The following is a 23,678-nucleotide window of genomic DNA, read 5'->3' on the forward strand; positions in this document are numbered from 1 at the left end:
CTATGGATCCCCGCCTTCGCGGGGACGACGGCTCTAAAAGACAGGGTACTAAAGTCTACGTAGCTATTACAGCGCAATAGAAAAGCCCCGTTGACGCAAACGCGCGAACGGGGCTTTTTGTATTCCTGCGCTTACTTCTTGCGCACCGGCGGCAAGTCCGTGCATGTGCCTTCATACACTTCCGCCGCCATCCCGATCGACTCGCCCAGGGTCGGGTGCGGGTGAATCGTCTTGGCGATATCGATGCCGTCGGCGCCCATCTCGATCGCCAGCGCGATCTCGCCGATCATGTCGCCGGCATGCGTGCCCACGATCCCGCCACCGACAATGCGGTGCGTCTCGGCGTCGAACAGCAGCTTGGTGAAGCCCTCGTCACGCCCATTGGCAACCGCGCGACCGCTGGCGGCCCACGGGAAGTGCCCTTTTTCGAGCTTGATGCCCTTGGCTTTCGCCTCGTCTTCGGTCATGCCGACCCATGCCACTTCGGGATCGGTATACGCCACCGATGGAATCACCTTGACGTCGAAGAAAGCCTTCTCGCCATGCGCCGCTTCGGCCGCGACGTGCGCTTCATGCACCGCCTTGTGCGCCAGCATCGGCTGGCCCACCAGGTCGCCAATGGCGAAAATGTGCGGCACATTGGTGCGCATCTGCGCGTCGACCGGAATGAAACCGCGCTCGGTCACCGTCACGCCAGCCTTGTCGGCGGCGATCTTGCCGCCGTTCGGGCTGCGGCCCACGGCGACCAGCACCATGTCGTAAATCTGCGGCTCGGGCGCGGTGGCGCCGGCTTCCGCTGCTTCGAAGCTCACTTTGATGCCCTCTTCCAGCGCTTCCACGGCGACCGTCCTGGTCTTGGTCATGACCTTGTCGAAGCGCTTCTCGTTGAACTTCTGCCAGACCTTGACCATGTCGCGGTCGGCGCCCTGCATCAGGCCATCGAGCATTTCAACCACATCGATGCGGGCGCCGAGGGTCGAGTACACGGTGGCCATTTCCAGGCCGATGATGCCGCCGCCGATGACCAGCATGCGTTTCGGGATCTGGCGCAGTTCCAGCGCGCCGGTCGAATCGACGATGCGCGGATCTGTCGGCACGAACGGCAGGTTGACCACGGCCGAACCGGCGGCGATGATCGCCTTCTGGAACTGCACCACCTTCTTGCTGCCGTCGGCGGCCGTCACTTCGATGTGGTTGGCGCTGACGAACTGGCCGACACCCTGCACCACATTGACCTTGCGCATCTTGGCCATGCCCGCAAGACCCGTGGTCATCTTGGTGATGACCTTGTCCTTGTAGGCGCGCAGCTGGTCGATGTCGATCTCCGGCTTGGCGAAGCTGATGCCGTGCTTGGACATGGCTTGCGTTTCATCGATCACGGCCGCCACGTGCAGCAGCGCTTTCGATGGAATGCAGCCGACGTTCAGGCACACGCCGCCGAGCGAGGCGTAACGCTCGATCAGCACCGTGTTCATGCCCAGGTCGGCCGAGCGGAATGCCGCCGAGTAGCCGCCGGGACCTGCGCCGAGCACCATCATCTCGCATTCGATGTCGACCTTGCCGTCGTACCTGGCCATGCTTGGCGCTGGTGCTGCCGCCACCGGAGCGGCTGGCGGGGTCGGATGCGCAGGCGCCTGCGATTCGGTTGGCGCGGCAGCGGCAGTTGCCGCCGGAGCCGCCGCCGGGGCCGCAGCAGCGTCGCCAGCCTCGTCGAGCACCAGCAGCATCGAGCCTTCGGCGATCTTGTCGCCCACCTTGACTTTGATTTCCTTGACCACGCCGGCGTGACTGGCCGGGATTTCCATGCTGGCCTTGTCGGATTCGACGGTGATCAGGGATTGGTCGACCTTGATCGTGTCGCCCACCTTGATCATCACTTCAATGACTTCGACTTCCTTGAAGTCGCCGATATTCGGTACTTTTACCTCGATTGTGCTCATCGCTGTGTCGTCCTTATAACAAGGTCTTGCGCAGATCGGCCATCACTTCGGCCAGATATGCGGTGAAGCGTGCGGCCATGGCGCCGTCGATCACGCGGTGATCGTACGACAGCGACAGCGGCAGCATCAGGCGTGGCTGGAAGGCCGCGCCGTCCCACACCGGCTTCATGGACGACTTGGACAGGCCAAGGATCGCCACTTCCGGTGCGTTGATGATCGGCGTGAAGGCCGTGCCACCAATGCCGCCGAGCGACGAGATGGTGAAGGTCGCGCCCTGCATGTTGGCTGGACTGAGCTTGCCGTCGCGCGCCTGGGCCGACAGCTCGCCCATGTCGACGGCGATCTGCGAGATCGATTTCTTGTCGGCGTCCTTGATGACCGGGACCATCAGGCCGTTCGGCGTATCGGCTGCAAAGCCGATGTTGTAGTACTGCTTGAGAATCAGGTTGGCGCCGGTGGCGTCGATCGATGCGTTGAACGCCGGGTACTTTTTCAGCGCGGCGACGCTGGCCTTGATCACGAAAGCGAGCATGGTCAGCTTGACGGTCGACTTGGACTTGGCCAGCGCGGCGTTCGAATCGACGCGGAACTGTTCCAGGTCGGTCACGTCGGACTCGTCGAACTGCGTCACGTGCGGGATCATCACCCAGTTGCGGTGCAGGTTCGGGCCACTGATTTTCTTGATGCGCGACAGCGGCAGCAGTTCGGTCGGACCGAATTTGCTGAAGTCGAGCGATGGCCATGGCAGCAGGTCGAGACCGACGCCGGTACCGCCGCCCGAGGCCTTGGCGCCGTTGCCAGGCGATGCGCTCGCGAGCACGCCCTTGACGAAGTTCTGCACGTCCTGCTGGGTGATGCGGCCCTTCGGTCCGCTGCCGGGCACGCGCAGCAGGTCGACCCCGAGTTCGCGCGCGAACTTGCGGATCGATGGCGAGGCGTGGGCCTTGGCGTTCGATTGGGCAGGGGCGGCGTCGGCGGCGGCAGGTGCGGCGGCTGGTGCTGGCGCTGCGGCTGGCGCTGCGGCTGGCGCAGCGGCGGCTGGCGCTGCGGGGGCTGGCGCCGGAGCGGCTGCGGCGGCTGGCGCTGGCGCGGCTGCGGCGGCTGGCGCGGCTGCGGCGGCTGGCGCGGCGGCTGCGTCGTCGCTTTCGAGGATCAGCAACAGTGCGCCTTCGGCGACCTTGTCACCGACCTTGATTTTGAGTTCCTTGACCACGCCGGCGTGGCTGGACGGGATCTCCATGCTGGCCTTGTCGGATTCGACCGTGATCAGCGACTGGTCGACCTTGATGGTGTCGCCCGGCTTGACCATCAACTCGATGACTTCGACTTCCTTGAAGTCGCCGATATCCGGGACTTTGACTTCCACAATGCTCATAGCGTTTACTCCGTTCTTATTCGTTTAGTCGCGCGTTCGCGGCACCCCGACACTTGGGTTCCCGCCGAGGGCCATCTTGATGCGGGAACGACGAGGCTAGCTCCGTCGTTCCCGCGCCAAGGCGGCCCTCGGCGGGAATCCAAGTTACGCACGAGGGCCAGGACGCCGTGGCAAAGTTACTGGGTCACCGGATTCGGCTTGTCAGGATTGATGCCGTACTTGGCAATCGCCTCAGCCACCACCGAAGTGGCAATCGCGCCTTCGTCAGCCAGCGCTTTGAGCGCCGCCACGACGATATAGTAACGGTTCACTTCAAAGAACTCGCGCAGCTTGACGCGGCTGTCGGAGCGGCCAAAACCATCGGTGCCGAGCACTTTGTAGGTGCGGCCCTTCGGCATGAACGCGCGGATCTGTTCGGCGAACAGGCGCATGTAGTCGGTCGTGGCGATGATCGGACCGGTGGTCTTTTCCATCAACTGCGTGACGTACGGCAGGCGTGGCGCATCGGTCGGATGCACCATGCTCCAGCGCTCGGCGTCCTGGCCGTCGCGGGCGATCAGGGTCAGCGACGGCGCCGACCACACATCGGCCGCAATGCCGAAGTCCTTCTGCAGCAGTTCGGCCGCGAAGATCGATTCGCGCAGGATCGTGCCCGAACCGACCAGCTGCACGCGCTGGGCGGCTGCCGCCTCGCCCGCTTGCAAGAGGTACATGCCTTTCAGGATGCCCTCTTCCGTGCCGGGGGTCAGGCCTGGCTGCTCGTAGTTCTCGTTCATCAAGGTGATGTAGTAGAACACGTCTTCCTGTTCCGCCACCATGCGGCGCAGGCCGTCCTGGACGATGACCGCCACTTCGTGCGCGAAGGTCGGATCGTACGGCAGACAGTTCGGAATGGTCGCCGCCATCACGTGGCTGTGACCATCTTCGTGCTGCAAGCCTTCGCCGTTCAAGGTCGTACGGCCCGCCGTGCCGCCCATCAGGAAGCCGCGTGCGCGCATGTCGCCCGCCGCCCACGCCAGGTCGCCGATGCGCTGCATGCCGAACATCGAGTAGAAGGTGTAGAACGGGATCATGATCCGGTTGTTGGTCGAGTACGAGGTCGCCGCGGCGATCCACGAGCTCATGCCGCCCGCTTCGTTGATGCCTTCCTGCAGGATCTGGCCGGCCTTGTCTTCGCGGTAGTACATGACCTGGTCTTTATCGACCGGCTCGTACAACTGGCCCTGTTGATTGAAGATGCCGATCTGGCGGAACAAGCCTTCCATCCCGAAGGTGCGCGACTCGTCGACCAGGATCGGCACGATGCGCTGGCCCAGGTTCGGGTCGCGCAGCAGGGTCGAAATGATGCGCACGAAGGACTGCGTGGTCGAGATTTCGCGGCCTTCGGCGGTCGCGTCCAGCACGTTCTGGAATGCCGACAGCGCAGGCACCGGCAGCGATTCGGCAGCTTGCGGACGGCGCTGCGGCAGGTAGCCGCCCAGCAGTTCGCGGCGCTTGTGCAGGTAGACCATTTCGGGCGCATCGTCGGCCGGCTTGAAGAACGGGATCTCGGCCAGCTTGTCGTCGGGAATAGGGATCGCAAAGCGGTCGCGCATTTCGCGGATCGCTTCGTCGTCGAGCTTCTTGGTCTGGTGCGCGGTGTTGCGCGCTTCGCCGGACTTGCCCATGCCGAAGCCCTTGACGGTTTTCACCAGCAGGACAGTCGGGGTGCCCTTGTTTTCCTGCGCGATCTTGAAGGCGGCGTAGATCTTGTGCGGATCGTGGCCGCCGCGCGTCAGGCGCCAGATGTCGTCGTCGGTCATGTTGGCGACCATTTCGAGCAGCTTCGGATGCTTGCCGAAGAAGTTCTTGCGCACGTAGGCGCCGTCCTTGGCCTTGTAGTTCTGGTACTCGCCGTCGACGGTTTCCATCATCACGCGCTGCAGGATGCCTTCCTTGTCCTTGGCCAGCAGGGCGTCCCAGCCCGGTCCCCAGATCACCTTGACCACGTTCCAGCCGGCGCCGCGGAAGTCCGCTTCGAGTTCCTGGATGATCTTGCCGTTGCCGCGCACAGGGCCGTCGAGGCGCTGCAGGTTGCAGTTGACGACCATCACCAGGTTGTCGAGGCGCTCGCGCGCGGCCATGCCGATCGCGCCCATCGATTCCGGCTCGTCCATCTCGCCGTCGCCGCAGAAGACCCAGACCTTGCGGTTGGAGGTGTCGGCGATCGAACGCGCGTGCAGGTACTTCAGGAAGCGCGCCTGGTAGATCGCCATCAGCGGGCCCAGGCCCATCGAGACGGTCGGGAACTGCCAGAAGGTCGGCATCAGTTTCGGGTGCGGGTACGAGGACAGGCCCTTGCCGTCGACTTCGCGGCGGAAATTGAGCATCTGGTCTTCCGACAGGCGCCCTTCGAGGAAGGCGCGCGCGTAGATACCGGGCGACGAGTGCCCTTGCAGGTACAGCAGGTCGCCGCCGTGGTCGGCGGTCGGCGCGCGCCAGAAGTGGTTGAAGCCGATGCCGAGCATGTTCGCCAGCGAGGCGAAGCTCGAAATGTGGCCACCCAGGTCGCCGTCGGCGCGGTTGGCCTTGACCACCATCGCCATCGCGTTCCAGCGCATCCACGAGCGCAGGCGCTCTTCGTACTCCAGGTTGCCCGGGCAGTGTTCTTCGAGGTGGGTGGGAATGGTGTTGACGTAGGCGGTGTTGCTGGAAAACGGGATGTGGGCGCCGCGGCGGCGGGCCAGGTCGACCATGCGTTCCATCAGGTAGTGCGCGCGGTCGGTGCCTTCATTTTCAATGACGGCTTCGAGCGCGTCGAGCCACTCCTTGGTTTCGAGCGTGTCGGGATCGTTGGCGGCTGCTGCCGTCAACTGGTCGAGTTGAGCTGACATTGATGCGTCTCCTTTGTTAGTGCCCTACCCGATCGACATCGCGGCGGACGTTTTGCTGATTATTTACCAATACCCAAAATTAGTGCAGCAATTCTAACAGTAGTTTTCTGCTTTTTCAAATTGCGATATATCGTTTCATATCGTGGTAAATTGCTTTCCGTGAAGGTCAAGTCCATATTTCCTTCAAGGCAAGAGTATGGTCGCTTACGGGGATTCGGGGCACGCGATAGCAGCAGTGGCTTTATAATCCCGCTTTTCTCCCGCTCTTTTCCTCCCACTCTTGCTCCGGCTAAAAATCATGTCCGCTCAACTGATCGATGGTGTTCTCCTCTCCCAACAATTACGCGCAGAAATCAAGCAGCGCGCCAGTGTCCTGACCGCCAAAGGCAAGCAGCCCGGCCTGGCCGTGATCCTGGTGGGGGAAGACCCGGCCAGTCACGTGTATGTACGCAACAAGGTCAAGGCTTGCGCGGACGTCGGTTTTCATTCGATCCTGGAAAAGTATGACGCCGACCTGAGCGAAGCGGCTTTGCTCGCACGCATCGCCAGCCTGAACGCCGACCCGGCCATCCACGGCATCCTGGTGCAGATGCCGCTGCCGAAGCACATCAATCCGAACAAGGTGATCGAAGCGATCTCGACCACCAAAGACGTGGACGGCTACTCGGTCCTGAGCGCCGGCGAACTGATGACCGGCCTGCCGGGTTTCCGCCCGTGTACCCCGTACGGCTGCATGAAACTGATCGAAAGCACCGGATACGACCTGCGCGGCAAGCACGCCGTCGTGATCGGGCGCAGCAACACGGTCGGCAAACCAATGGCGCTGTTGCTCTTGCAAGCGAACGCCACCGTGACCATATGCCATAGTGCGACGCCGGACCTGGCTTACCACACGCGCCAGGCCGATGTGGTGGTGGCCGCCGTGGGACGTCGCAATACGCTCACCTTTGACATGGTCAAGCCGGGCGCGATCGTGATCGATGTGGGCATGAACCGCGACGATGACGGCAAGCTGTGCGGCGATGTCGATACCGCGGCGGTACGCGACGTGGCCGCCCACATCACCCCGGTGCCGGGCGGCGTGGGGCCGATGACGATTACCATGCTGCTGATGAACACGGTCGAAGCGGCCGAACGCGCGCGTTTAGCGTAAAACACGTACACGCGCCGGCGCGACTGACGTTGAATTGAAACCGCCATTTGAAACCGACTTGAGGAAACCACCATGACTACCGATACCAGCAATCCCCTGCTCGATTTCAGCGACCTGCCACGTTTTAACGATATCAAGCCGGAGCATGTCACGCCGGCCATCGACCAGCTGATCGCGCAGGCGAGCGCGGTCGTGGCCGGGCTGGAAGCGCCGGCCGACGACGTTAGCTGGGACAACTTCGTCATTCCGCTGGAAGAAGCGACCGAACAGCTGGGCCGCGCCTGGGGCGTGGTCAGCCACCTGAACAATGTGGTGGACACGCCCGAACTGCGCGCCACCTACAACGACAACCAGCCGAAGGTGACCGAATTCTGGACCGCGCTGGCCCAGAACGAAGCGCTGTTCGCCAAGTACAAGGCGATTCGCGCCAGCGCCGCCTACGACACGCTGTCGGCGGCGCGCAAGCGCATCGTCGACAACGCCCTGCGCGACTTCCGCCTGGGCGGGGCCGAACTGCCCGAGTCGAAAAAGGAGCGCTTTGCCGCCATCCAGGAGCAGCACGCCAGCATCTCGACCCGCTTTTCGGAAAACGTGCTCGACGCCACCAACGACTACAAGCTGATGGTGGAAGAGGAGGCCGACCTGGCCGGCCTGCCGGACGACGTCAAGCAAGCCGCGCGCGCCGCCGCCGAGAAAGACGGCAAGGCCGGCTGGCAGTTCACCCTGCACTTCCCGTCCTACTTCCCGATCCTGCAATTTGCCGACAAGCGCGAACTGCGCGCAACGATCTACCGCGCCAGCGCCACCAAGGCGTCGGAAATGGGCACCGTGTTCAGCGAGCTGGAAAAGTGGGACAACAGCAGCAACATCGCCAGTTTGCTCAAATTGCGCGACGAAGAAGCCAAATTGCTCGATTATCGTAATTTCGCCGAAGTCTCGCTGGTGCCGAAAATGGCCCAGAGCCCCGAACACGTGATCGAATTCCTGGAAGACCTGGCGCGCCGCGCGCGTCCGTTCGCCGAGCAAGACCTGGCCGAACTGCGCGCCTTTGCCAAGGATGAACTCGGCATCGGCCAGGTCGAAGCCTGGGACCTGAGCTACGCGTCCGAAAAACTGCGCGAGCGCCGCTACGCCTTCTCGGCCCAGGAAGTGAAGCAATACTTCCCCGAGCCGAAAGTCGTCGATGGCCTGTTCCGCCTGGTGCAAAGCCTGTTCTCGGCCGACATCAAGCCCGATACGGCCGCCGTCTGGCATCCGGACGTGCGCTTTTTCCGCATCGAGAAGGGCGGCAAGCTGGTCGGCCAGTTCTACCTCGACCTGTACGCGCGCAGCGGCAAGGGCGGCGGCGCCTGGATGGACGACGCCCGCGGACGCCGCCTGCAAACCGGCGGCCTGCTGCAGACACCAGTAGCCTACCTGACCTGCAACTTCACCCCGCCGGCCAGCGTCGACGGCCAGTTGCAGCCATCGATCTTCACGCACGACGAAGTGACGACCCTGTTCCACGAATTTGGCCACGGTTTGCACCACATGCTCACGCAAGTGGACGAAATCGCCGTTTCCGGCATTTCCGGCGTGGAGTGGGATGCGGTCGAACTGCCATCGCAATTCATGGAAAACTTTTGCTGGGAATGGGACGTGCTGCAGCACCTGACCGCCCACGTGAAGACCGGCGAACCGCTGCCGCGTACACTGTACGACAAGATGCTGGCCGCTAAAAACTTCCAGTCAGGCCTGCAAACCCTGCGCCAGGTGGAGTTTTCGCTGGTCGACATGCACCTGCACTACGACTTCGACCCGGCCAGCAAGCAGACGGTGCAGGAATTGATCAACGACGTGCGCCAGAAGTTCTCGGTCATGATGCCGCCCGCATTTAACCGTTTCCAACATTCTTTCGGACATATTTTTGCCGGAGGGTACGCCGCCGGTTACTATAGCTACAAGTGGGCTGAAGTATTGTCCGCCGATGCGTACGCCGCCTTTGAAGAAGCGGTCGAGGCCGGCGGCGGAGCCCTTTCCGAAGAAACCGGCAAACGCTTCCAGCAAGAGATACTGGCCGTCGGCGGTTCGCGCCCCGCGCTCGAATCGTTCAAGGCTTTCCGTGGCCGCGAGCCCAGTATCGATGCGCTGTTGCGCCACAGCGGCATGCAGTCCTGAAAGACCGTGCCAGCAGGAGAATTGTAATGACAGTAGCAAAAAAGATGGCTGGCACGATGATGGCACTGCTGTTGTGCGCAGGCGGCGCCGGCGCACAACAGATGTACAAGTGGGTCGATGCGTCGGGCAAGGTGACCTTCAGCGACAAGCCGCCGCCGGCCAACGCCAAGCCGATCGAAATCAAGGCCGGCGCCGGCGGCGCGGCCACCGTGCCGCTGCCGTATGCACTGGCGCAGGCGGCGCGCGCGCATCCGGTGGTGTTGTATACGCGCGCCAAATGCGAATATTGCGACAAGGGCCGCACCTTCCTGAAAGCGCGCGGGATTCCGTTTACCGAGAAGACCGTGCAAACGAGCGCCGATGAAGCCAAGATGAAGGAAGCGGGCGGCGACGGCCGCATTCCGTTCATCAAGATCGGCCGCGCCAAGTCGACCGGTTTTGAAGCGGCCGCCTGGAATTCGATGCTGACCGACGCCGCCTACCCGGAAAAAACGATTCTTCCTTCGGGGTATCAATATACGAAGCCAAGCCCGGCCTCCCCGCCGGAACCGGAAGCACCGAAAGCGGACGACAAGGGCAAGGAGGGCGATCGCAAAGCCGCGCCGGCCCCGGCGCCGGGTGAAAAAACCGCCCCGCCCGGCTTCGTGTTCTGAGGACGACGATGACGCGGATCGATTTCCATACCAATATCCCGGACAAGCTGAGCTACGCTTGCCGGCTGGCGCGCAAAGCCCTTGCCAGCCGTGCCCGCGTGGTGCTGCTGGCCGAGGATGCGGCGCAGGCGCAAGCGCTGGATGAGGCCCTGTGGACCTTGTCGGAAACCGATTTCCTGCCGCACGTGATGGCCGGCGACCCGCTGGCCGCGCACACCCCGATCATCATCGCCCATGACGCCGCGGCCGAGCTGCCGCATCATGACATGCTGGTCAACCTGAGCCGGGCCACGCCGGCCCAGCTCGATCGCTTCGAGCGCCTGTTCGAAATCATTTCCACGGATGAAAGCGACGCCGCCGCCGGCCGCAAGCGCTACGTCGCCTACAAGCAGCAATCCTATCCATTGACCCACTTTGTCGCAGGCCAGTCATGAGCCAGGCTCGTCCATTCGACCCGAATATTCCTGTGTTGACGGAATTGTTTTCCGATCAGGGCGAGGCGTTGGCCGAGCCCGCCACCGACAGCGTGCCGGCAGACCAGGACGGCGCGCCGGCAGGCGCCGATCCGGAATGGGCGGCGCTGGAACGGCGCCTGTCCGACCGCATCGTCCAGCAACTCCAGGGAAGCGTCGACATCATGCTCGAACACCGCCTGCGCGAGAGCTTGGAACAAGTGTTGCGCCAGGCCGTCGGCGATATCACGGCCGAGCTGCGGCGCGGCCTGCAAGACAGTATCGACGCCATCGTCGCGCGCGCCGTCGCGCAAGAGCTGGGCGCGCTGCAACAGCGCCAGCCGCCGCCATAGTCGCCCCACCCGCGCCCGCCTGGGGCCGGCGCCTTTCATTTGCTTACAAAACAGCGTCAATAGTGTGCGACGCGCTGTCTACGCACGCCTGCCACGCGCGTTTATGGTGAGCAAGGTCAAATTGTTGCGAAAATTCTGACAATCGGCTTTGCGTTGCATTTAAATTGTTGTACCTTTTGCCCTACACAAAATTTTCGAAACGGCGCCACGAGCGCTGTCTGTTTTCAATCCAATGGAGAATGCACATGCAGTTCACGACCAAACTCATTCCACTCGCAATCGCCATGGCCTTCGCCGGCAGCGCCAGCGCACAAGATATCGTCAAGATCGGCCACGTTGCTCCGATTTCGGGCGCCAGCGCGCACTTGGGCAAGGATAACGAGAACGGCGCCAAAATGGCCGTGGAAGAATTGAACGCCAAAGGCTTCATGATCAATGGCAAGAAGGTCAAGCTGGAACTGGTGCTGGAAGACGACGGCGCCGATCCCAAGCAGGGCACGGCCGTGGCGCAAAAACTGGTCGATGCCAAGGTCAACGGCGTGATCGGCCACCTCAATTCGGGCACCACCGTACCGGCTTCGCGGATTTACCACAACGCCGGGATTCCCCAGATTTCCCCGTCTTCCACGATTCCCGAATACACCAAGCAAGGCTTCAAGTCGGCCTTCCGCGTGGTCGCCAACGACAACAAGCTCGGCGGCACCCTGGGCCGCTACGCGGTCGACACCCTGAAGGCGAGCAACATTGCCGTGATCGATGACCGCTCGGCCTACGGCCAGGGCGTGGCCACCGAATTCCTCAAGGGCGCCAAAGCCCAGAATCCAGCGGTCAAAATCGTCGGCAAGGAATTTACCAGCGCCACCGCGACCGACTTCACCGCCATCCTGACCTCGATCAAGAACAAGAAGCCGGACCTGGTCTTCTTCGGCGGCATGGATGCGGTCGGCGGCCCGATGCTCAAGCAGATGAAGGCGCTCGGCATCAACGCCAAGTTCATGGGCGGCGACGGCATTTGCACCGAATCGCTGGTGCGCCTGGCCGGTGACGGCGTGGGCGAAGGCAACGTCACCTGCGCCGAAGCGGGTGGCGTGAGCGGCGAGCAAGAAAAATCGTTCGCCGACTTCGTGGCGCGCTACAAGAAACGCTTCCCGAACGAAAGCGTACAGTTGTATTCGCCGTATGTGTACGATGCGGTGATGGTAATGGCGACGGCGATGCAGAATGCCAAGTCGGCTGACCCGGTCAAATATCTGCCGGAACTGCAAAAAATCAAGTATCAGGGCGTTACCGGCCTGATCCAGTTCGACGACAAGGGCGACATCAAGGATGGCGCGCTGACCATGTTCACCTTCAAGGGCGGCAAGAAGACCAAGATGTCCGTGGTCAAGTAAGCGCTGGCGGGCCTTGGCTGCGGCCAACGCTGGCGGCATAAAAAAACGCGCTGACAGCGCGTTTTTTGTTGGGTGCGGCGATTTACTTCTGGGTCAGGATCCATTTCACCAGGGTATGCGCTTCAGCGTCGCTCACCTGCGGATTGGCTGGCATCGGTACCGCGCCCCATGCACCGGCGCCGCCCTTCAAGACTTTGGCCACCAGCTTGGCTTCGGCATCCTTCTGGCCGGCATACTTGGCCGCAACATCCTTGTAGGCTGGCCCGACTACCTTGTTCGCGACCGCGTGGCAAGCCATGCAATTTTTTGCTTTTGCCAGATCGGCGTTCGCCATGGCGCTCGACGAGGCCAGTGCCGACAATACCGTGAACAACATCAGGGACCGTTTCATGTATTTCTCCAGAGTGAACAACTGAATGCAATTTTACCGTGTTTCGTCAATGCGAATGTGCGGCCACACGCTCTATAACGGGTCAAGCGTGTGGACGGTTGACCCAACTATTTGCCAGAGGACACGATTTTACTGCCCCTTCGGAGAAATTGTTTGTAAGATACGCATATGAAAAGGAGTGTGTCATGCCAGTGATTCTATTAATTGCAGCGCTTGTGGGCCTGCGCTATTTCGAAGTCTGGCGTTTTGCCGAGTTGTCGTGGTGGTGGATCATCGGGCTGATGTTCGTGGCCTTCCTGTGGTTCGAGTTTGTCGAAAAGATTTTCGGACTGGACAAGAAAAAAGCCCACAACGTCGATGAGCAACGCCGCAAGGACCGCATCAAGGAAGCGTTTGACAAGGCCAACAAGCGCTAAGCTCTTGCGCGCCGGGCAAGCGCGAACGCCCGATGACCTCAAGACCGGCGCCTGCGCGCCAATCCAGCCTTTGACTTAAACACCATCGCCCCCGCCTGCGCGGGGGCGACGGTTTATGGGTCGACGGCCAGAAGCGACGATCAGAAGCGACGGCTTATTTACCCCGTCACCGCTCCCTTGCTGGCCGACGAGGCCAGCGCCGCGAACTTGGCCAGCACCCCGCGCGTATAGCGCGGCGCCGGCTTGACCCAGTTGGCGCGGCGGCGGGCAATTTCCTCATCGCTCACATTCAGCTGGATCAGTTGCTGGTGCGCATCGATGGTCACCGAATCGCCCTCTTCCACCAGTGCGATCGTGCCGCCATCGAAGGCTTCCGGCGCCACGTGGCCGACCACCATGCCCCAGGTCCCGCCCGAAAAACGCCCGTCCGTAATCAAGCCCACCGATTCGCCCAGTCCCTTGCCGATCAGCGCCGCCGTCGGCGCCAGCATTTCCGGCATGCCGGGACCGCCCTTCGGCCCCAGGTAGCGCATCACCAGCACGTCGCCCGCCTTGATGCCGTCGGCCAGGATCGCATCCATGGCCGTATATTCGTCGTTGAACACGCGCGCCGGACCGGTGATCACGGGATTTTTCAGCCCGGTAATCTTGGCCACGCAGCCTTCCGGCGACAGGTTTCCCTTGAGGATCGCGAGGTGCCCCTGGCGGTACAGCGCCTTGTCGATGGTGCGGATAACATCCTGCTTCGGGTCCGGTACCGACGGGATCTCGGCCAGTTCCTCGGCGATCGTGCGGCCGGTGATGGTGATGCAGTCGCCGTGCAACAAGCCGGCGTCGAGCAAGAGCTTGAGCACTTGCGGCACGCCGCCGGCCTTGTGCAGGTCGGTCGCCACGTACTGCCCGGACGGCTTGAGGTTGCAGATGACCGGCACTTTCTGGCGCACGCGCTCGAAGTCGTCGATGGTCCACTCGACTTCGGCCGCATGGGCAATCGCCAGGTAATGCAGCACGGCGTTGGTCGAACCGCCCGTGGCCATGATCAGGGAAACGGCGTTTTCGATCGACTTGCGGGTGATGATGTCGCGCGGCTTGAGGTCCTTTTTAACGGCCTCGACCAGCACGCGCGCCGATTCGGCGGCCGAGCCGACCTTTTCATCGTCCGGATTGGCCATGGTCGACGAATACAGCAAACCCATTCCCAGCGCCTCGAACGAGGATGACATGGTGTTGGCCGTGTACATGCCGCCGCAGGAACCGGCCGAGGGGCAGGCGTTGCGCTCGATGCCGTCGAAGTCTTCCTTCGACATGCGCCCGGCGGTAAATTCGCCCACCGCCTCGAAGGCCGACACGATGGTCAGGTCCTTGCCTTTCCAGTTGCCCGGCTTGATGGTGCCGCCGTACACATAAATGCCCGGCACATTGGTGCGCGCCAGGGCGATCATCCCGCCCGGCATGTTCTTGTCGCAGCCGCCGATCACGACCACGCCATCCATCCACTGGCCGTTGACGGCGGTTTCGATGCAGTCGGCGATCACTTCGCGCGAGATGAGCGAATATTTCATGCCTTCGGTGCCCATCGACATGCCGTCCGAAATGGTCGGCGTGCCGAACACCTGGGGATTGGCGCCGGCCGCCTTGATCGTGGTGATGGCAATGTCGGCCAGCTTTTGCAAGCCCGAGTTGCATGGGGTAATGGTGGAGTGGCCGTTGGCGATGCCGATCATCGGCTTGTCGAAATCCTCGGTTTCATAGCCCATGGCGTAGTACATCGAGCGGTTCGGGCTGCGCGAGACGCCTTCGGTGATGTTGCGGGAACGACGGTTGTAGCGTGGCTGGTCTGACATGGCTTGCTCCGGATGATTTGATAGCGACAAGAATGCCTTGCAGGCAAGCGCGCGTCAAATATATCATTTGCATCGCTGTGAGTCGCCCCGCATATCACAGTCCATCATTGACATGGAAGCGCATATCGATGCACCTTGAACTGCGCCAATTGCGCTATTTTGTCGCCGTCGCCGAAGAACTTCACTTCGGCAAGGCCGCGCTGCGCCTGCACATGACCCAGCCGCCGCTGTCGCAAACCATCCAGGGTCTCGAAGCGTTGCTGGGCGCGCCGCTGTTCGCGCGCAGCCGCCGCGCCGTCGAGCTCACACCGGCCGGCGCCGCCCTGCTGCCGGAGGCGCGCCGCATCCTGGCCGCGAGCAGCGCCTTGCCCGCGCTGGTGCAACGCGCGGCCGGCGGCGCGGCCGGGCGCCTGTCGCTGGCCTTCGTGTCTTCGGCCGATTACAGCGTGCTGCCGCCCTTCCTGCGCCGCTACCGCGCGGCTTTTCCGCAAGTAAGTATCGCGCTGCAAGAAGCGACTTCCGACGTCCAGATCGACGACCTGCTGCACGGGCGCATCGATACCGGCCTGTTGATCGCGCCGCTGCCGGACAAGGCGCGCCTGGAACTCGATTACCTGAAGGTGTTGACCGAAGCGCTGATCGTGGCCCTGCCGGCCGGCGTCGTCAGCGGCGCGCCCGGCCAGGCGGTGGCCCTGGCCGCGCTGCCGCCGCTGCCGCTGATCATCTTTCCGCGCCCGATCGCGCCGGCCCTGCACGACGCCATCCTGGCTTGCTTCCGCGCGGCCGGCATCACTCCCGAGATCGGGCAGGAAGCGATCCAGATGCAGACCATCGTCAGCCTCGTCTCGGCCGGCATGGGGATGGCACTTGTGCCACAATCGGTGTCCAACCTGATGCGGCCCGGCGTAGAATACCGGGCCCTGCGCGATCCGACGCCGCAGGTGGAAACCGGGCTGGCCTGGCGGCGCGACGCCGTCTCGCCGGTCCTGCAGGGCTTTTTGGATTTACTACGAAAGAATACCGATGCTGACCCACCCGATGCCTGACCCCGTCGCCTTTTCGCTCGGCCCGCTGCACGTACACTGGTACGGCCTGATGTACGTGCTGGCGTTCGCCATGTTCCTCGCCCTCGGGCGCGTGCGCATCAAGCAGCCGCACATCGCCGCGCGCGGCTGGAAAAAGGAAGACCTGGACGACATGCTGTTCTACGGCATGCTCGGGGTGATCATCGGCGGGCGCCTGGGTGAAGTCTTCTTCTATCAACCGGCCCGCTTCATGGCCGATCCGGTGGCCATCTTCAAGATATGGCAGGGCGGCATGTCGTTCCACGGCGGCTTTCTCGGGGTGCTGCTGGCCATGGGATTGTGGGCGCGCAAGGCCAAACGCAATCTGCTCGACGTCTACGATTTCATCGCACCGCTGGTCCCGCTCGGCTACGCGGCCGGACGCATGGGCAACTTCATCAACGCCGAACTGCCGGGCAGGGTGGCCGACCCCAGCCTGCCGTGGGCCATGCTGTGGCCGGGCGTGCAGGGACCGCGCCATCCCTCGCCGCTGTACCAGTTGATCGTCGACGGCCTGGTGGTGTTCGTGCTGCTGTGGATCTATGCGCGCAAGGAGCGTCCACGGCTGGCGGTGGGGGCCATGTTCACCCTGCTGTACGGCTGCGCGCGCTTTTTCACCGAATACTTCCGCGTGCCGGACTGGCAGGTCAGCGTGGCCGGCTTGCCGGTCACGTCGGGCCAGATGCTGTCGCTGCCGATGATCGCGGGCGGCATCGCCATGCTGGTGTGGGCCTACCGGAAAGGCGCTGTCAGTGAAACGCCTTCCACAGCATATAAGCGGCCAGCGCATACAAAATGAACGGGAAGATGCGTTTTAACTGTTGCACCGGCATGCGGTGCGCGGCGCGCGCGCCCAGCGGCGCCGCCAGCACGCTGGCCGTGGCAATCACGGCCAGCGCCGGCAGGTAGATGTAGCCGAGCGAATACGGCGGCAGGCCGGGCTGGTCCCAGCCGAACCAGATGTTCGACAAGGTGCCCGAGAGCGCAATCGGAAAGCCCAGCGCGGCGCTGGTGGCGACCGCGTTGTGGATCTTGACGTTACACCAGGTCATGAACGGGATCGACATGAAGCCGCCGCCCGCCCCCACCACCCCCGACACCACGCCGAACACCCCGCCGGCGGCGAACATGCCGGGCGCGCCGGGCAGCTCGCGCGCGCCGGCGGGCTTTTTCCCGCTCAACATCTGGGTGGCCGAAAACGCCACGAAGGCGGCGAACACCAGCGCCAGCGCGGTGGTGTTGAGCTGCTTGCCCAGCCACGGCCCGATCCAGGAGCCGATCACGATGCCGGGCGTGAGCATGCGCACGATCGGCCACAGCACGGCGCCATGCGCGTGATGCGCGCGCACTGACGACAGGGACGTAAACATGATGGTGGCGAGCGAGGTGGCGATCGCCATATGCACCACCGCGTCGGGCGGAAAATGCTCGGCGGTGTAGATCATCGTAATGAAGGGCACCAGCACCATGCCGCCGCCGATGCCCAGCAAACCGGCCGCGAAGCCGCCGGCGGCGCCCATGGCCAGCAAGATCAGGATCAGGCTCCAGGCCATCGGCGCCCCCTTGAAGTGGCCGTCGTTGCAGTTGCAGTCGTCATGGGTGCGGTCGGTGAGGCTTGCGTTGGTGGCAAGCCACCCGCGGACTCGCCTTGGCAAGTATTCTACAACGCAACGTCCGCATTCACCGCCGAGGCCGCCCCGCGGCCCCAGGCGCGGCACGGACGTGCGAATGCTGGGGCGTCTACTTTTCCAGCAAGGCTTCGATGGTACGCCATTCGTGCGCGTCGACCGGCATGACCGACAGGCGGCTGCCCTTGGCCAGCAGGCGCATGTCGGCCAGGGCGGGGATGGTGCGCAATTGCTTCAGGCTCAACAGAGCTGTCTTGCGCACGGCGCGCACGTCGACGCTGATCCAGCGCGGCTGTTCAAGCGTGGCCTTCGGATCGTAATAATGGCTGGCCTGGTCGAACTGGCTGGCGTCAGGGTAGGCGGCGCTGCACACTTCGACGATCCCGGCGACGCCCGGCTCGGCGCAGCTGGAATGATAAAACAGGGCCAGATCGCCGACCCGCATGCCGTCGCGCATGAAGTTACGCGCCTGGTAATTGCGCACGCCGAACCACGCCACCGTTTGTTCCGGCGCGGCCAGCACGTCGTCGATACTTACTTCGTCCGGTTCGGACTTCATCAGCCAATAGGCCATGCAATTGCTCCGCTTTGGGCGTCGCACAGCAAAGCGCGCGCCCATAAAAAAACGGTTGCGCACCGAATGCTTGCAACCGCTTTGTAAAATCAGTGCCCCGCATGTGCCGTCTTTACCGGCATCCTGAACCTAATGGTTCAAGGCGGTCGCAGTTAGTTCAATTTCGGGTTCGTCGAACGAGCGACGCTCACTCCCATCAAACAAGATTCCGCAACCTGTGCACATAAATGGTTCAAGGAATATATGGCAATCGCGAACACCGCAGGGTGAGACGGAGTTTACTCCGATGTGCCGTCATGTCAAACAAAAATTAAACTCAGAACAGATTTTCCTGGGGAGTCAGGGCGTTGTCGAGCACCGTATGCATCTCGCCGAGTTTCTGCTTGACTTCCAACATCGTCATTTCGGCAAGCGGCCCTTGCGGCGTTTTCACCGACAGGAATTCGGCCGCCATATTGAGCGCAGCCATGACGGCGATGCGGTCGTTTCCCTTGACCTTGCCCGAATCGCGCAAGGTACACATTTTGCCGTCGAGATAACTGACCGCCTCCTGCAAGGTGCGCTCTTCGCCCTCCTTGCACACCAGGCGATAGGAACTGCCCATGATCGTGACATTGAGCTGGATCATTGCACGCCCTCGGCCTGGGGCGCCACGGTGGCCACGGTCACCCCGTTCGGATCGGGTATCTGGGCCAGCAACGCTTCGACCCGGCGCTGCACTTCGTTCAGGCGCACCAGGCAAGCCTCCTTTTCGGCGAACAGCTGCGCATTCGACTGGCGCACCTGTGTATTCCATTGCCGCAACTGAGTATTCTCGGCGCGCAGTGAGAGGGTCAACTCGGCAAGCCGGTCGATTTTTTCGGATAGTTCGATGAATTCAGAAATCATCCCGTAACTATAGGGGTGCGAACGAAAGTCCGTCAACCGAATCAGCAACAGGGGTAGACGATTGATGTAAGGGGATGTAAGAAGGCTGCCGCGAAAGCGCGGGCGTCGGGCCGCCGCTCCATGCACAACCCCCGGTCGCACCCAGGCGCACAGCACAAGTCGCGGGCGGCGCACAGCTGGCCCGGCGCCTCTTGAGATAAGGCCAGTTTTGGCCTCGCCGGCGCTTCCACACTTTGCGCCAGATCAAGCTCATCTGTTAAATAGTCAACAGGATGCCTTGAAAAACCCTTGGACCGTCCCTATAATTAGCACTCGTTAGTAGAGAGTGCTAACAACTCTTTCTAGTCTCGGCGGCAACACCGCGAGACATGTTGAAACACCGGGAACGCCCAGGGCGGTCCTGACCAATAGCTACTAAACCACTGAATATTAAGGAGTTTTGCATGAACCTTCGCCCATTGCACGATCGCGTCATCGTCAAGCGTCTCGACCAGGAAACCAAAACCGCATCCGGCCTCATCATTCCTGACGCAGCCGCTGAAAAACCGGATCAAGGCGAAATCTTGGCTGTCGGCAACGGAAAAGTCCAGGATGACGGCAAAGTACGCGCGCTGGAAGTCAAAGTCGGCGACCGTGTCCTGTTCGGCAAATACTCCGGCCAAACCGTCAAAGTCGACGGCGACGAGCTGCTGGTGATGCGCGAAGAAGACATCATGGCCGTTCTGGTCAAGTGATCGACTCGGTCGGGAACATGGTTTCCCGGCCGGCGCACGACCTTTCATTAAGCATTCCACGCGATAGACATCTACGCACAACGGAGAAAAAAACATGGCAGCTAAAGAAGTAGTATTCGGCGACGCAGCGCGCGCCAAAATGGTTGAAGGCGTCAACATCCTGGCCAACGCAGTCAAAGTCACCCTGGGCCCGAAAGGCCGCAACGTGGTGCTCGAGCGCTCGTTCGGCGCGCCGACCGTCACCAAGGACGGTGTTTCGGTCGCCAAGGAAATCGAACTCAAAGACAAGCTCATGAACATGGGCGCGCAAATGGTCAAGGAAGTTGCTTCCCGCACCAGCGACAACGCCGGCGACGGCACCACCACCGCGACCGTGCTGGCACAAGCCATCGTGCGCGAAGGCATGAAGTTCGTTGCCGCCGGCATGAACCCAATGGACCTCAAGCGCGGCATCGACAAGGCGGTTGCCGCCACCGTCGAAGAGCTGGCCAAGATCTCCAAGCCATGCACCACCACCAAAGAAATCGCCCAGGTTGGCGCGATCTCGGCCAACTCGGACTACTCGATCGGCGAGCGTATCGCTGAAGCGATGGAAAAAGTCGGCAAAGAAGGCGTGATCACCGTGGAAGACGGCAAATCGCTGAACGACGAACTCGACATCGTCGAAGGCATGCAGTTCGACCGCGGCTACCTGTCGCCGTACTTCATCAACAACCCGGACAAGCAAGTTGCCATCCAGGACAGCCCGTTCGTCCTGCTGTGCGACAAAAAGATCTCGAACATCCGCGATCTGCTGCCGATCCTGGAACAAGTCGCCAAAGCCGGCCGTCCACTGCTGATCATCGCGGAAGACATCGAAGGCGAAGCGCTGGCCACCCTGGTTGTGAACAACATCCGCGGCATCCTGAAAACCTGCGCAGTCAAAGCCCCTGGCTTCGGCGACCGTCGCAAGGCCATGCTGGAAGACATCGCTGTCCTGACCGGCGGCCAGGTCATCGCTGAAGAAGTCGGCCTGACGCTCGAAAAAGTCACCCTGGCGGAACTCGGCCAAGCCAAGCGCGTTGAAGTGGGCAAGGAAAACACCATCATCATCGACGGCGCCGGCCAGGCTGAAGCGATCGAAGCGCGCGTCAAGCAAGTGCGCGTGCAGATCGAAGAAGCGACCTCGGACTACGACCGTGAAAAACTGCAAGAGCGCGTTGCCAAACTGGCAGGCGGCGTTGCAGTGATCAAGGTTGGCGCAGCCACCGAAGTCGAAATGAAAGAAAAGAAAGCCCGCGTTGAAGATGCACTGCACGCCACCCGCGCTGCCGTGGAAGAAGGCATCGTTCCTGGCGGCGGCGTAGCCCTGCTGCGCGCACGTGCCAACATCACGGTCAAGGGCGACAATCCTGACCAGGACGCCGGTATCAAGATCGTCCTGCGCGCCATGGAAGAGCCACTGCGCATGATCGTTCAAAACGCTGGCGAAGAATCGTCGGTGGTCGTTGCAGCAGTGTTGGCCGGCACCGGCAACTACGGCTACAACGCAGCGAACGGCACCTACGGCGACATGGTCGAAATGGGTGTTCTGGATCCAGCAAAAGTGACCCGTTCGGCACTGCAAAACGCAGCCTCGATCGCCGGCCTGATGCTGACCACCGACGCCATGGTGTGCGAACTGGCGGAAGACAAGCCAGCTGGCGGCATGGGCGGCATGGGTGGCATGGGCGGCATGGGTGGCATGGACGGCATGATGTAATTGCCCCCGGCTTGCCGCAACGCGCCGCCAGCGACATCGCTTGCGGCGCCGCTGCGACACATAAAAAGCCTGCAAGGTTTGCGCCTTGCAGGCTTTTTTACGTCTGGCGATCCTGTTTACGGTTCGCTCGGGGCCGTTGTTGGCGCCACCAGCTGGACCTCGACCCGGTTGTTGCGGGCGCGCCCTTCCCGCGTAGCGCTATCGGCAACGGGCATGCGCTTGCCCTTGCCTTCGGTATAGATGCGGATGCGTTCGACGCCCTTGTCGGCCAAATAGGTCTTGACCGCTTCCGCGCGCCGCACCGACAAGCGCTGGGCCAGGGCGTCGCCGGGCAGCGCATCGGTATGGCCGATGGCCATGATCAGCTCGGGACTGAGCTCGCGGCTCTTGCCGGCGACCTGGTCCAGGATCGACACCGCGTCGCCCGACAGGCGCGCGCTGCCGCTGTCGAAAAACACTTCGGTCGCGAACAGGATCCGGGCCGGATCGGCACGGACCACGCCCGGCAGCGCGCAAGCCAGGCAAACCGACAGCATGGTGAGAATGTGTCGCATGGCGCAACCTTCCGATGTAAGCTAGTCACGCGACTTTAGCCCAATATTGCACTATAAACAAGCAATCCAGCACCCCGGTGAGCACCCCGGTGTCAGGTCTGACATTCGGACACGGCCTCAGCAACCCCACCCCCGGTGTCAGGTCTGACATTCGGACACGAGCCCGGCTTTAGCAGGCGACTGCGCATTTGTACAGCCGAGGCCGTGTCCGAATGTCAGACCTGACACCGGTGGCGGGCATTTGTATAGCCGAGGCCGTGTCCGAATGTCAGACCTGACACCGGCGGTGGATAAGGAGACTTCATGACGACCCATGATCCGCAGATCGCATTCTGGTTTGATTTCGGCAGCAATTACAGCTACCTCGCCACCATGCGCATCGAGGCGCTCGCTGCCGCCCGCGGCGTGCGCGTGCTGTGGAAACCATTTTTGCTGGGACCGGTCTTCAAGGCCTCGGGCTGGTCCTCGTCTCCCTTCGTGCTGCAAAAGGAAAAAGGCGCTTATGTGTGGCGCGACATGCAGCGCCAATGCGACAAGTACGGCTTGCCGTGGACCCAGCCGGGCGCCTTTCCCCGGCGCGCGCTGCTGCCCCTGCGCGTGGCCCTGCTCGGCGCCGGCGACGCATGGATCGGCACCTTCTGCCGGCACATCATGCATGCCAATTTCGCCCTCGACCGCGAGATCGACGACCCGGCCCTGGTAGGCGACGTCCTCACCGCGCTCGGCCTCGACGCCAGCGCCCTGCTGGCCGCCGCCGGCACCGAACAGAACAAGCTGGCGCTGCGCGCCCAGGGCGAGGAAGCGGTGCGGCGCGGCATTTTTGGCGCGCCGATGTTCTTCGCCGGCGACGACATGTTCTGGGGCAATGACCGGCTCGAGGATGCCGTCGACTGGGCCGTTGACCATGTTGCCGCACGTATAGATTTGGCGTAGTATGGCCGCTCCATCAACGTGTTTTGCCGCCCACAACTATGCCTGGATTGTCGAAAAAAACAGTACTGTTGTTTGCCATGATTGCCTTTGTCGCCGCCGGGGCAGCGCTGTACCACAATCATCACCAGGAGAACCTGGCGCCGGCCGCGTCCAGGGCTGCGCTCACGCCCAAGCCCGCGGCGGCGCGCACCAAGGCACAGGCGATCGACGCCCTGATGGCGCTGCCGGAACTCAAAGCCTGGTCGGCCCACATCGAAAAGGCCTCGGGCGGCAAAGCCCGCGGCGCGGTGCTCGACGATGAGGAAGAAGGCACGAAGCTCATCGGCGGTAAACGCTACTGGAGCCTGTCGTTCATCGAAAACGGCGACGAGGCGGCGCACCGCTGGGAGACCTTCCTGGTCGCCACCAGCGGCGACGAGATCCTGGTCGACGACAGCAACGACGACCGCCAGCTGACCTTGAGCCAATGGCGCGCCGAAAAGCGCCCGCTCGAGCGCATCGTCAAACACGCCGACAGCGCTCCAGGCGGGACCGCCCCGCCACCGTAAGGATACGGGCCGGGTG

The 23,678-nt window shown here is 62.5% G+C and carries 23 protein-coding genes and 1 other RNA gene; 13 read left to right on the forward strand and 11 right to left on the reverse strand.

Annotated elements, in window-relative coordinates; all coding sequences use genetic code 11:
• Positions 1 to 131: 131 nt before the first annotated feature.
• The 3 genes from lpdA to aceE all read right to left on the reverse strand — a co-directional run bounded on the left by lpdA (position 132) and on the right by aceE (position 6,188).
• Positions 132 to 1,940 carry a dihydrolipoyl dehydrogenase gene (lpdA, locus tag F1735_RS18390; protein ID WP_167238291.1) on the reverse strand — a complete coding sequence of 603 codons (1,809 nt, stop codon included), beginning with the start codon at positions 1,938 to 1,940 and terminating at the stop codon, positions 132 to 134.
• A gap of 13 nt (positions 1,941 to 1,953) precedes the next feature.
• A complete protein-coding gene (aceF, locus tag F1735_RS18395; protein WP_167238292.1) occupies positions 1,954 to 3,315 on the reverse strand; it encodes a dihydrolipoyllysine-residue acetyltransferase in 1,362 nt (453 codons plus the stop codon).
• Between the two features lie 176 nt (positions 3,316 to 3,491).
• Complete coding sequence (gene aceE, locus F1735_RS18400) at positions 3,492 to 6,188, reverse strand: pyruvate dehydrogenase (acetyl-transferring), homodimeric type (RefSeq protein WP_167238293.1); 2,697 nt, start codon at positions 6,186 to 6,188, stop codon at positions 3,492 to 3,494.
• A 298-nt stretch (positions 6,189 to 6,486) separates the two neighbouring features.
• On the opposite strand from aceE, the gene folD reads away from it, so the two are divergent.
• The 6 genes from folD (at position 6,487) to F1735_RS18430 (ending at position 12,347) form a co-directional block, all read left to right on the forward strand.
• Positions 6,487 to 7,341, forward strand: coding sequence for a bifunctional methylenetetrahydrofolate dehydrogenase/methenyltetrahydrofolate cyclohydrolase FolD (folD, locus tag F1735_RS18405; protein WP_167238294.1), 855 nt, complete (start codon positions 6,487 to 6,489; stop codon positions 7,339 to 7,341).
• Positions 7,342 to 7,413: 72 nt separating this feature from the next.
• Entirely contained in the window at positions 7,414 to 9,498 is a 2,085-nt protein-coding gene (locus tag F1735_RS18410; protein ID WP_167238295.1) for a M3 family metallopeptidase, read from the forward strand.
• Positions 9,499 to 9,524: 26 nt separating this feature from the next.
• Positions 9,525 to 10,151 (forward strand): glutaredoxin family protein, encoded by a 627-nt coding sequence (locus F1735_RS18415; RefSeq protein WP_167238296.1) that lies wholly within the window; start codon positions 9,525 to 9,527, stop codon positions 10,149 to 10,151.
• Positions 10,152 to 10,159: 8 nt separating this feature from the next.
• Positions 10,160 to 10,585: a DNA polymerase III subunit chi gene (locus F1735_RS18420; RefSeq protein ID WP_167238297.1), complete on the forward strand. Its 426-nt coding sequence runs from the start codon at positions 10,160 to 10,162 to the stop codon at positions 10,583 to 10,585.
• The gene (locus tag F1735_RS18425; protein ID WP_167238298.1) at positions 10,582 to 10,956 is read left to right on the forward strand and encodes a hypothetical protein; all 375 of its coding nucleotides are present in this window, start codon (positions 10,582 to 10,584) and stop codon (positions 10,954 to 10,956) included. The genes F1735_RS18420 and F1735_RS18425 overlap by 4 nt, the downstream gene beginning before the upstream one ends.
• A 245-nt stretch (positions 10,957 to 11,201) precedes the next feature.
• Complete coding sequence (locus F1735_RS18430) at positions 11,202 to 12,347, forward strand: branched-chain amino acid ABC transporter substrate-binding protein (RefSeq protein WP_167238299.1); 1,146 nt, start codon at positions 11,202 to 11,204, stop codon at positions 12,345 to 12,347.
• An 82-nt stretch (positions 12,348 to 12,429) separates the two neighbouring features.
• Here F1735_RS18430 and F1735_RS18435 read toward each other — a convergent pair whose 3' ends face one another.
• The gene (locus F1735_RS18435; RefSeq protein WP_167238300.1) at positions 12,430 to 12,738 is read right to left on the reverse strand and encodes a c-type cytochrome; all 309 of its coding nucleotides are present in this window, start codon (positions 12,736 to 12,738) and stop codon (positions 12,430 to 12,432) included.
• Positions 12,739 to 12,923: 185 nt separating this feature from the next.
• Here F1735_RS18435 and F1735_RS18440 point away from each other — a divergent pair, with 185 nt between their 5' ends.
• A complete protein-coding gene (locus tag F1735_RS18440; protein ID WP_167220988.1) occupies positions 12,924 to 13,154 on the forward strand; it encodes a TIGR04438 family Trp-rich protein in 231 nt (76 codons plus the stop codon).
• A 158-nt stretch (positions 13,155 to 13,312) separates the two neighbouring features.
• Here the strand turns inward: F1735_RS18440 and ilvD are convergent, their stop codons facing one another.
• Positions 13,313 to 14,998 (reverse strand): dihydroxy-acid dehydratase, encoded by a 1,686-nt coding sequence (gene ilvD / locus F1735_RS18445; RefSeq protein WP_167220986.1) that lies wholly within the window; start codon positions 14,996 to 14,998, stop codon positions 13,313 to 13,315.
• A gap of 128 nt (positions 14,999 to 15,126) precedes the next feature.
• On the opposite strand from ilvD, the gene F1735_RS18450 reads away from it, so the two are divergent.
• The gene (locus F1735_RS18450) at positions 15,127 to 16,044 is read left to right on the forward strand and encodes a LysR family transcriptional regulator (RefSeq protein ID WP_167238301.1); all 918 of its coding nucleotides are present in this window, start codon (positions 15,127 to 15,129) and stop codon (positions 16,042 to 16,044) included.
• Complete coding sequence (gene lgt / locus F1735_RS18455) at positions 16,022 to 16,861, forward strand: prolipoprotein diacylglyceryl transferase (RefSeq protein WP_167238302.1); 840 nt, start codon at positions 16,022 to 16,024, stop codon at positions 16,859 to 16,861. Before F1735_RS18450 ends, lgt begins: the two co-directional genes overlap by 23 nt.
• On the opposite strand, the gene F1735_RS18460 is transcribed toward lgt, so the two are convergent.
• The 5 genes from F1735_RS18460 to F1735_RS18480 form a co-directional block, all read right to left on the reverse strand.
• Positions 16,812 to 17,615, reverse strand: coding sequence for a sulfite exporter TauE/SafE family protein (locus F1735_RS18460; protein WP_167238322.1), 804 nt, complete (start codon positions 17,613 to 17,615; stop codon positions 16,812 to 16,814). The two genes, lgt and F1735_RS18460, sit on opposite strands and share 50 nt — an antisense overlap.
• A 187-nt stretch (positions 17,616 to 17,802) precedes the next feature.
• Positions 17,803 to 18,264, reverse strand: coding sequence for an EVE domain-containing protein (locus F1735_RS18465; protein WP_167238303.1), 462 nt, complete (start codon positions 18,262 to 18,264; stop codon positions 17,803 to 17,805).
• Between the two features lie 90 nt (positions 18,265 to 18,354).
• A non-coding RNA gene (ssrS, locus tag F1735_RS18470) (6S RNA) lies at positions 18,355 to 18,535 on the reverse strand.
• A 45-nt stretch (positions 18,536 to 18,580) separates the two neighbouring features.
• On the reverse strand, positions 18,581 to 18,892 hold the full coding sequence (locus F1735_RS18475; protein ID WP_166882511.1) for a cell division protein ZapA: 312 nt from the start codon (positions 18,890 to 18,892) through the stop codon (positions 18,581 to 18,583).
• Complete coding sequence (locus F1735_RS18480; RefSeq protein WP_167238304.1) at positions 18,889 to 19,152, reverse strand: hypothetical protein; 264 nt, start codon at positions 19,150 to 19,152, stop codon at positions 18,889 to 18,891. Before F1735_RS18480 ends, F1735_RS18475 begins: the two co-directional genes overlap by 4 nt.
• A 443-nt stretch (positions 19,153 to 19,595) precedes the next feature.
• Between F1735_RS18480 and groES the strand changes: the two genes are divergently transcribed.
• Both groES and groL read left to right on the forward strand, forming a co-directional pair.
• The gene (gene groES / locus F1735_RS18485) at positions 19,596 to 19,886 is read left to right on the forward strand and encodes a co-chaperone GroES (RefSeq protein ID WP_099916332.1); all 291 of its coding nucleotides are present in this window, start codon (positions 19,596 to 19,598) and stop codon (positions 19,884 to 19,886) included.
• 94 nt (positions 19,887 to 19,980) lie between these two features.
• Positions 19,981 to 21,627, forward strand: a complete 1,647-nt coding sequence (gene groL / locus F1735_RS18490; RefSeq protein ID WP_167238305.1) for a chaperonin GroEL — start codon at positions 19,981 to 19,983, stop codon at positions 21,625 to 21,627.
• Between the two features lie 116 nt (positions 21,628 to 21,743).
• Here the strand turns inward: groL and F1735_RS18495 are convergent, their stop codons facing one another.
• Positions 21,744 to 22,181: an OmpA family protein gene (locus F1735_RS18495; RefSeq protein WP_167238306.1), complete on the reverse strand. Its 438-nt coding sequence runs from the start codon at positions 22,179 to 22,181 to the stop codon at positions 21,744 to 21,746.
• Positions 22,182 to 22,484: 303 nt separating this feature from the next.
• Between F1735_RS18495 and F1735_RS18500 the strand changes: the two genes are divergently transcribed.
• Both F1735_RS18500 and F1735_RS18505 read left to right on the forward strand, forming a co-directional pair.
• Positions 22,485 to 23,114, forward strand: coding sequence for a 2-hydroxychromene-2-carboxylate isomerase (locus F1735_RS18500; RefSeq protein ID WP_167238307.1), 630 nt, complete (start codon positions 22,485 to 22,487; stop codon positions 23,112 to 23,114).
• Positions 23,115 to 23,191: 77 nt separating this feature from the next.
• Positions 23,192 to 23,662: a hypothetical protein gene (locus F1735_RS18505; protein ID WP_229505848.1), complete on the forward strand. Its 471-nt coding sequence runs from the start codon at positions 23,192 to 23,194 to the stop codon at positions 23,660 to 23,662.
• The last annotated feature ends 16 nt before the right edge of the window (positions 23,663 to 23,678 follow it).

Source organism: Massilia genomosp. 1, from assembly GCF_011682185.1.
GTDB lineage: Bacteria > Pseudomonadota > Gammaproteobacteria > Burkholderiales > Burkholderiaceae_D > Telluria_A > Telluria_A rubra.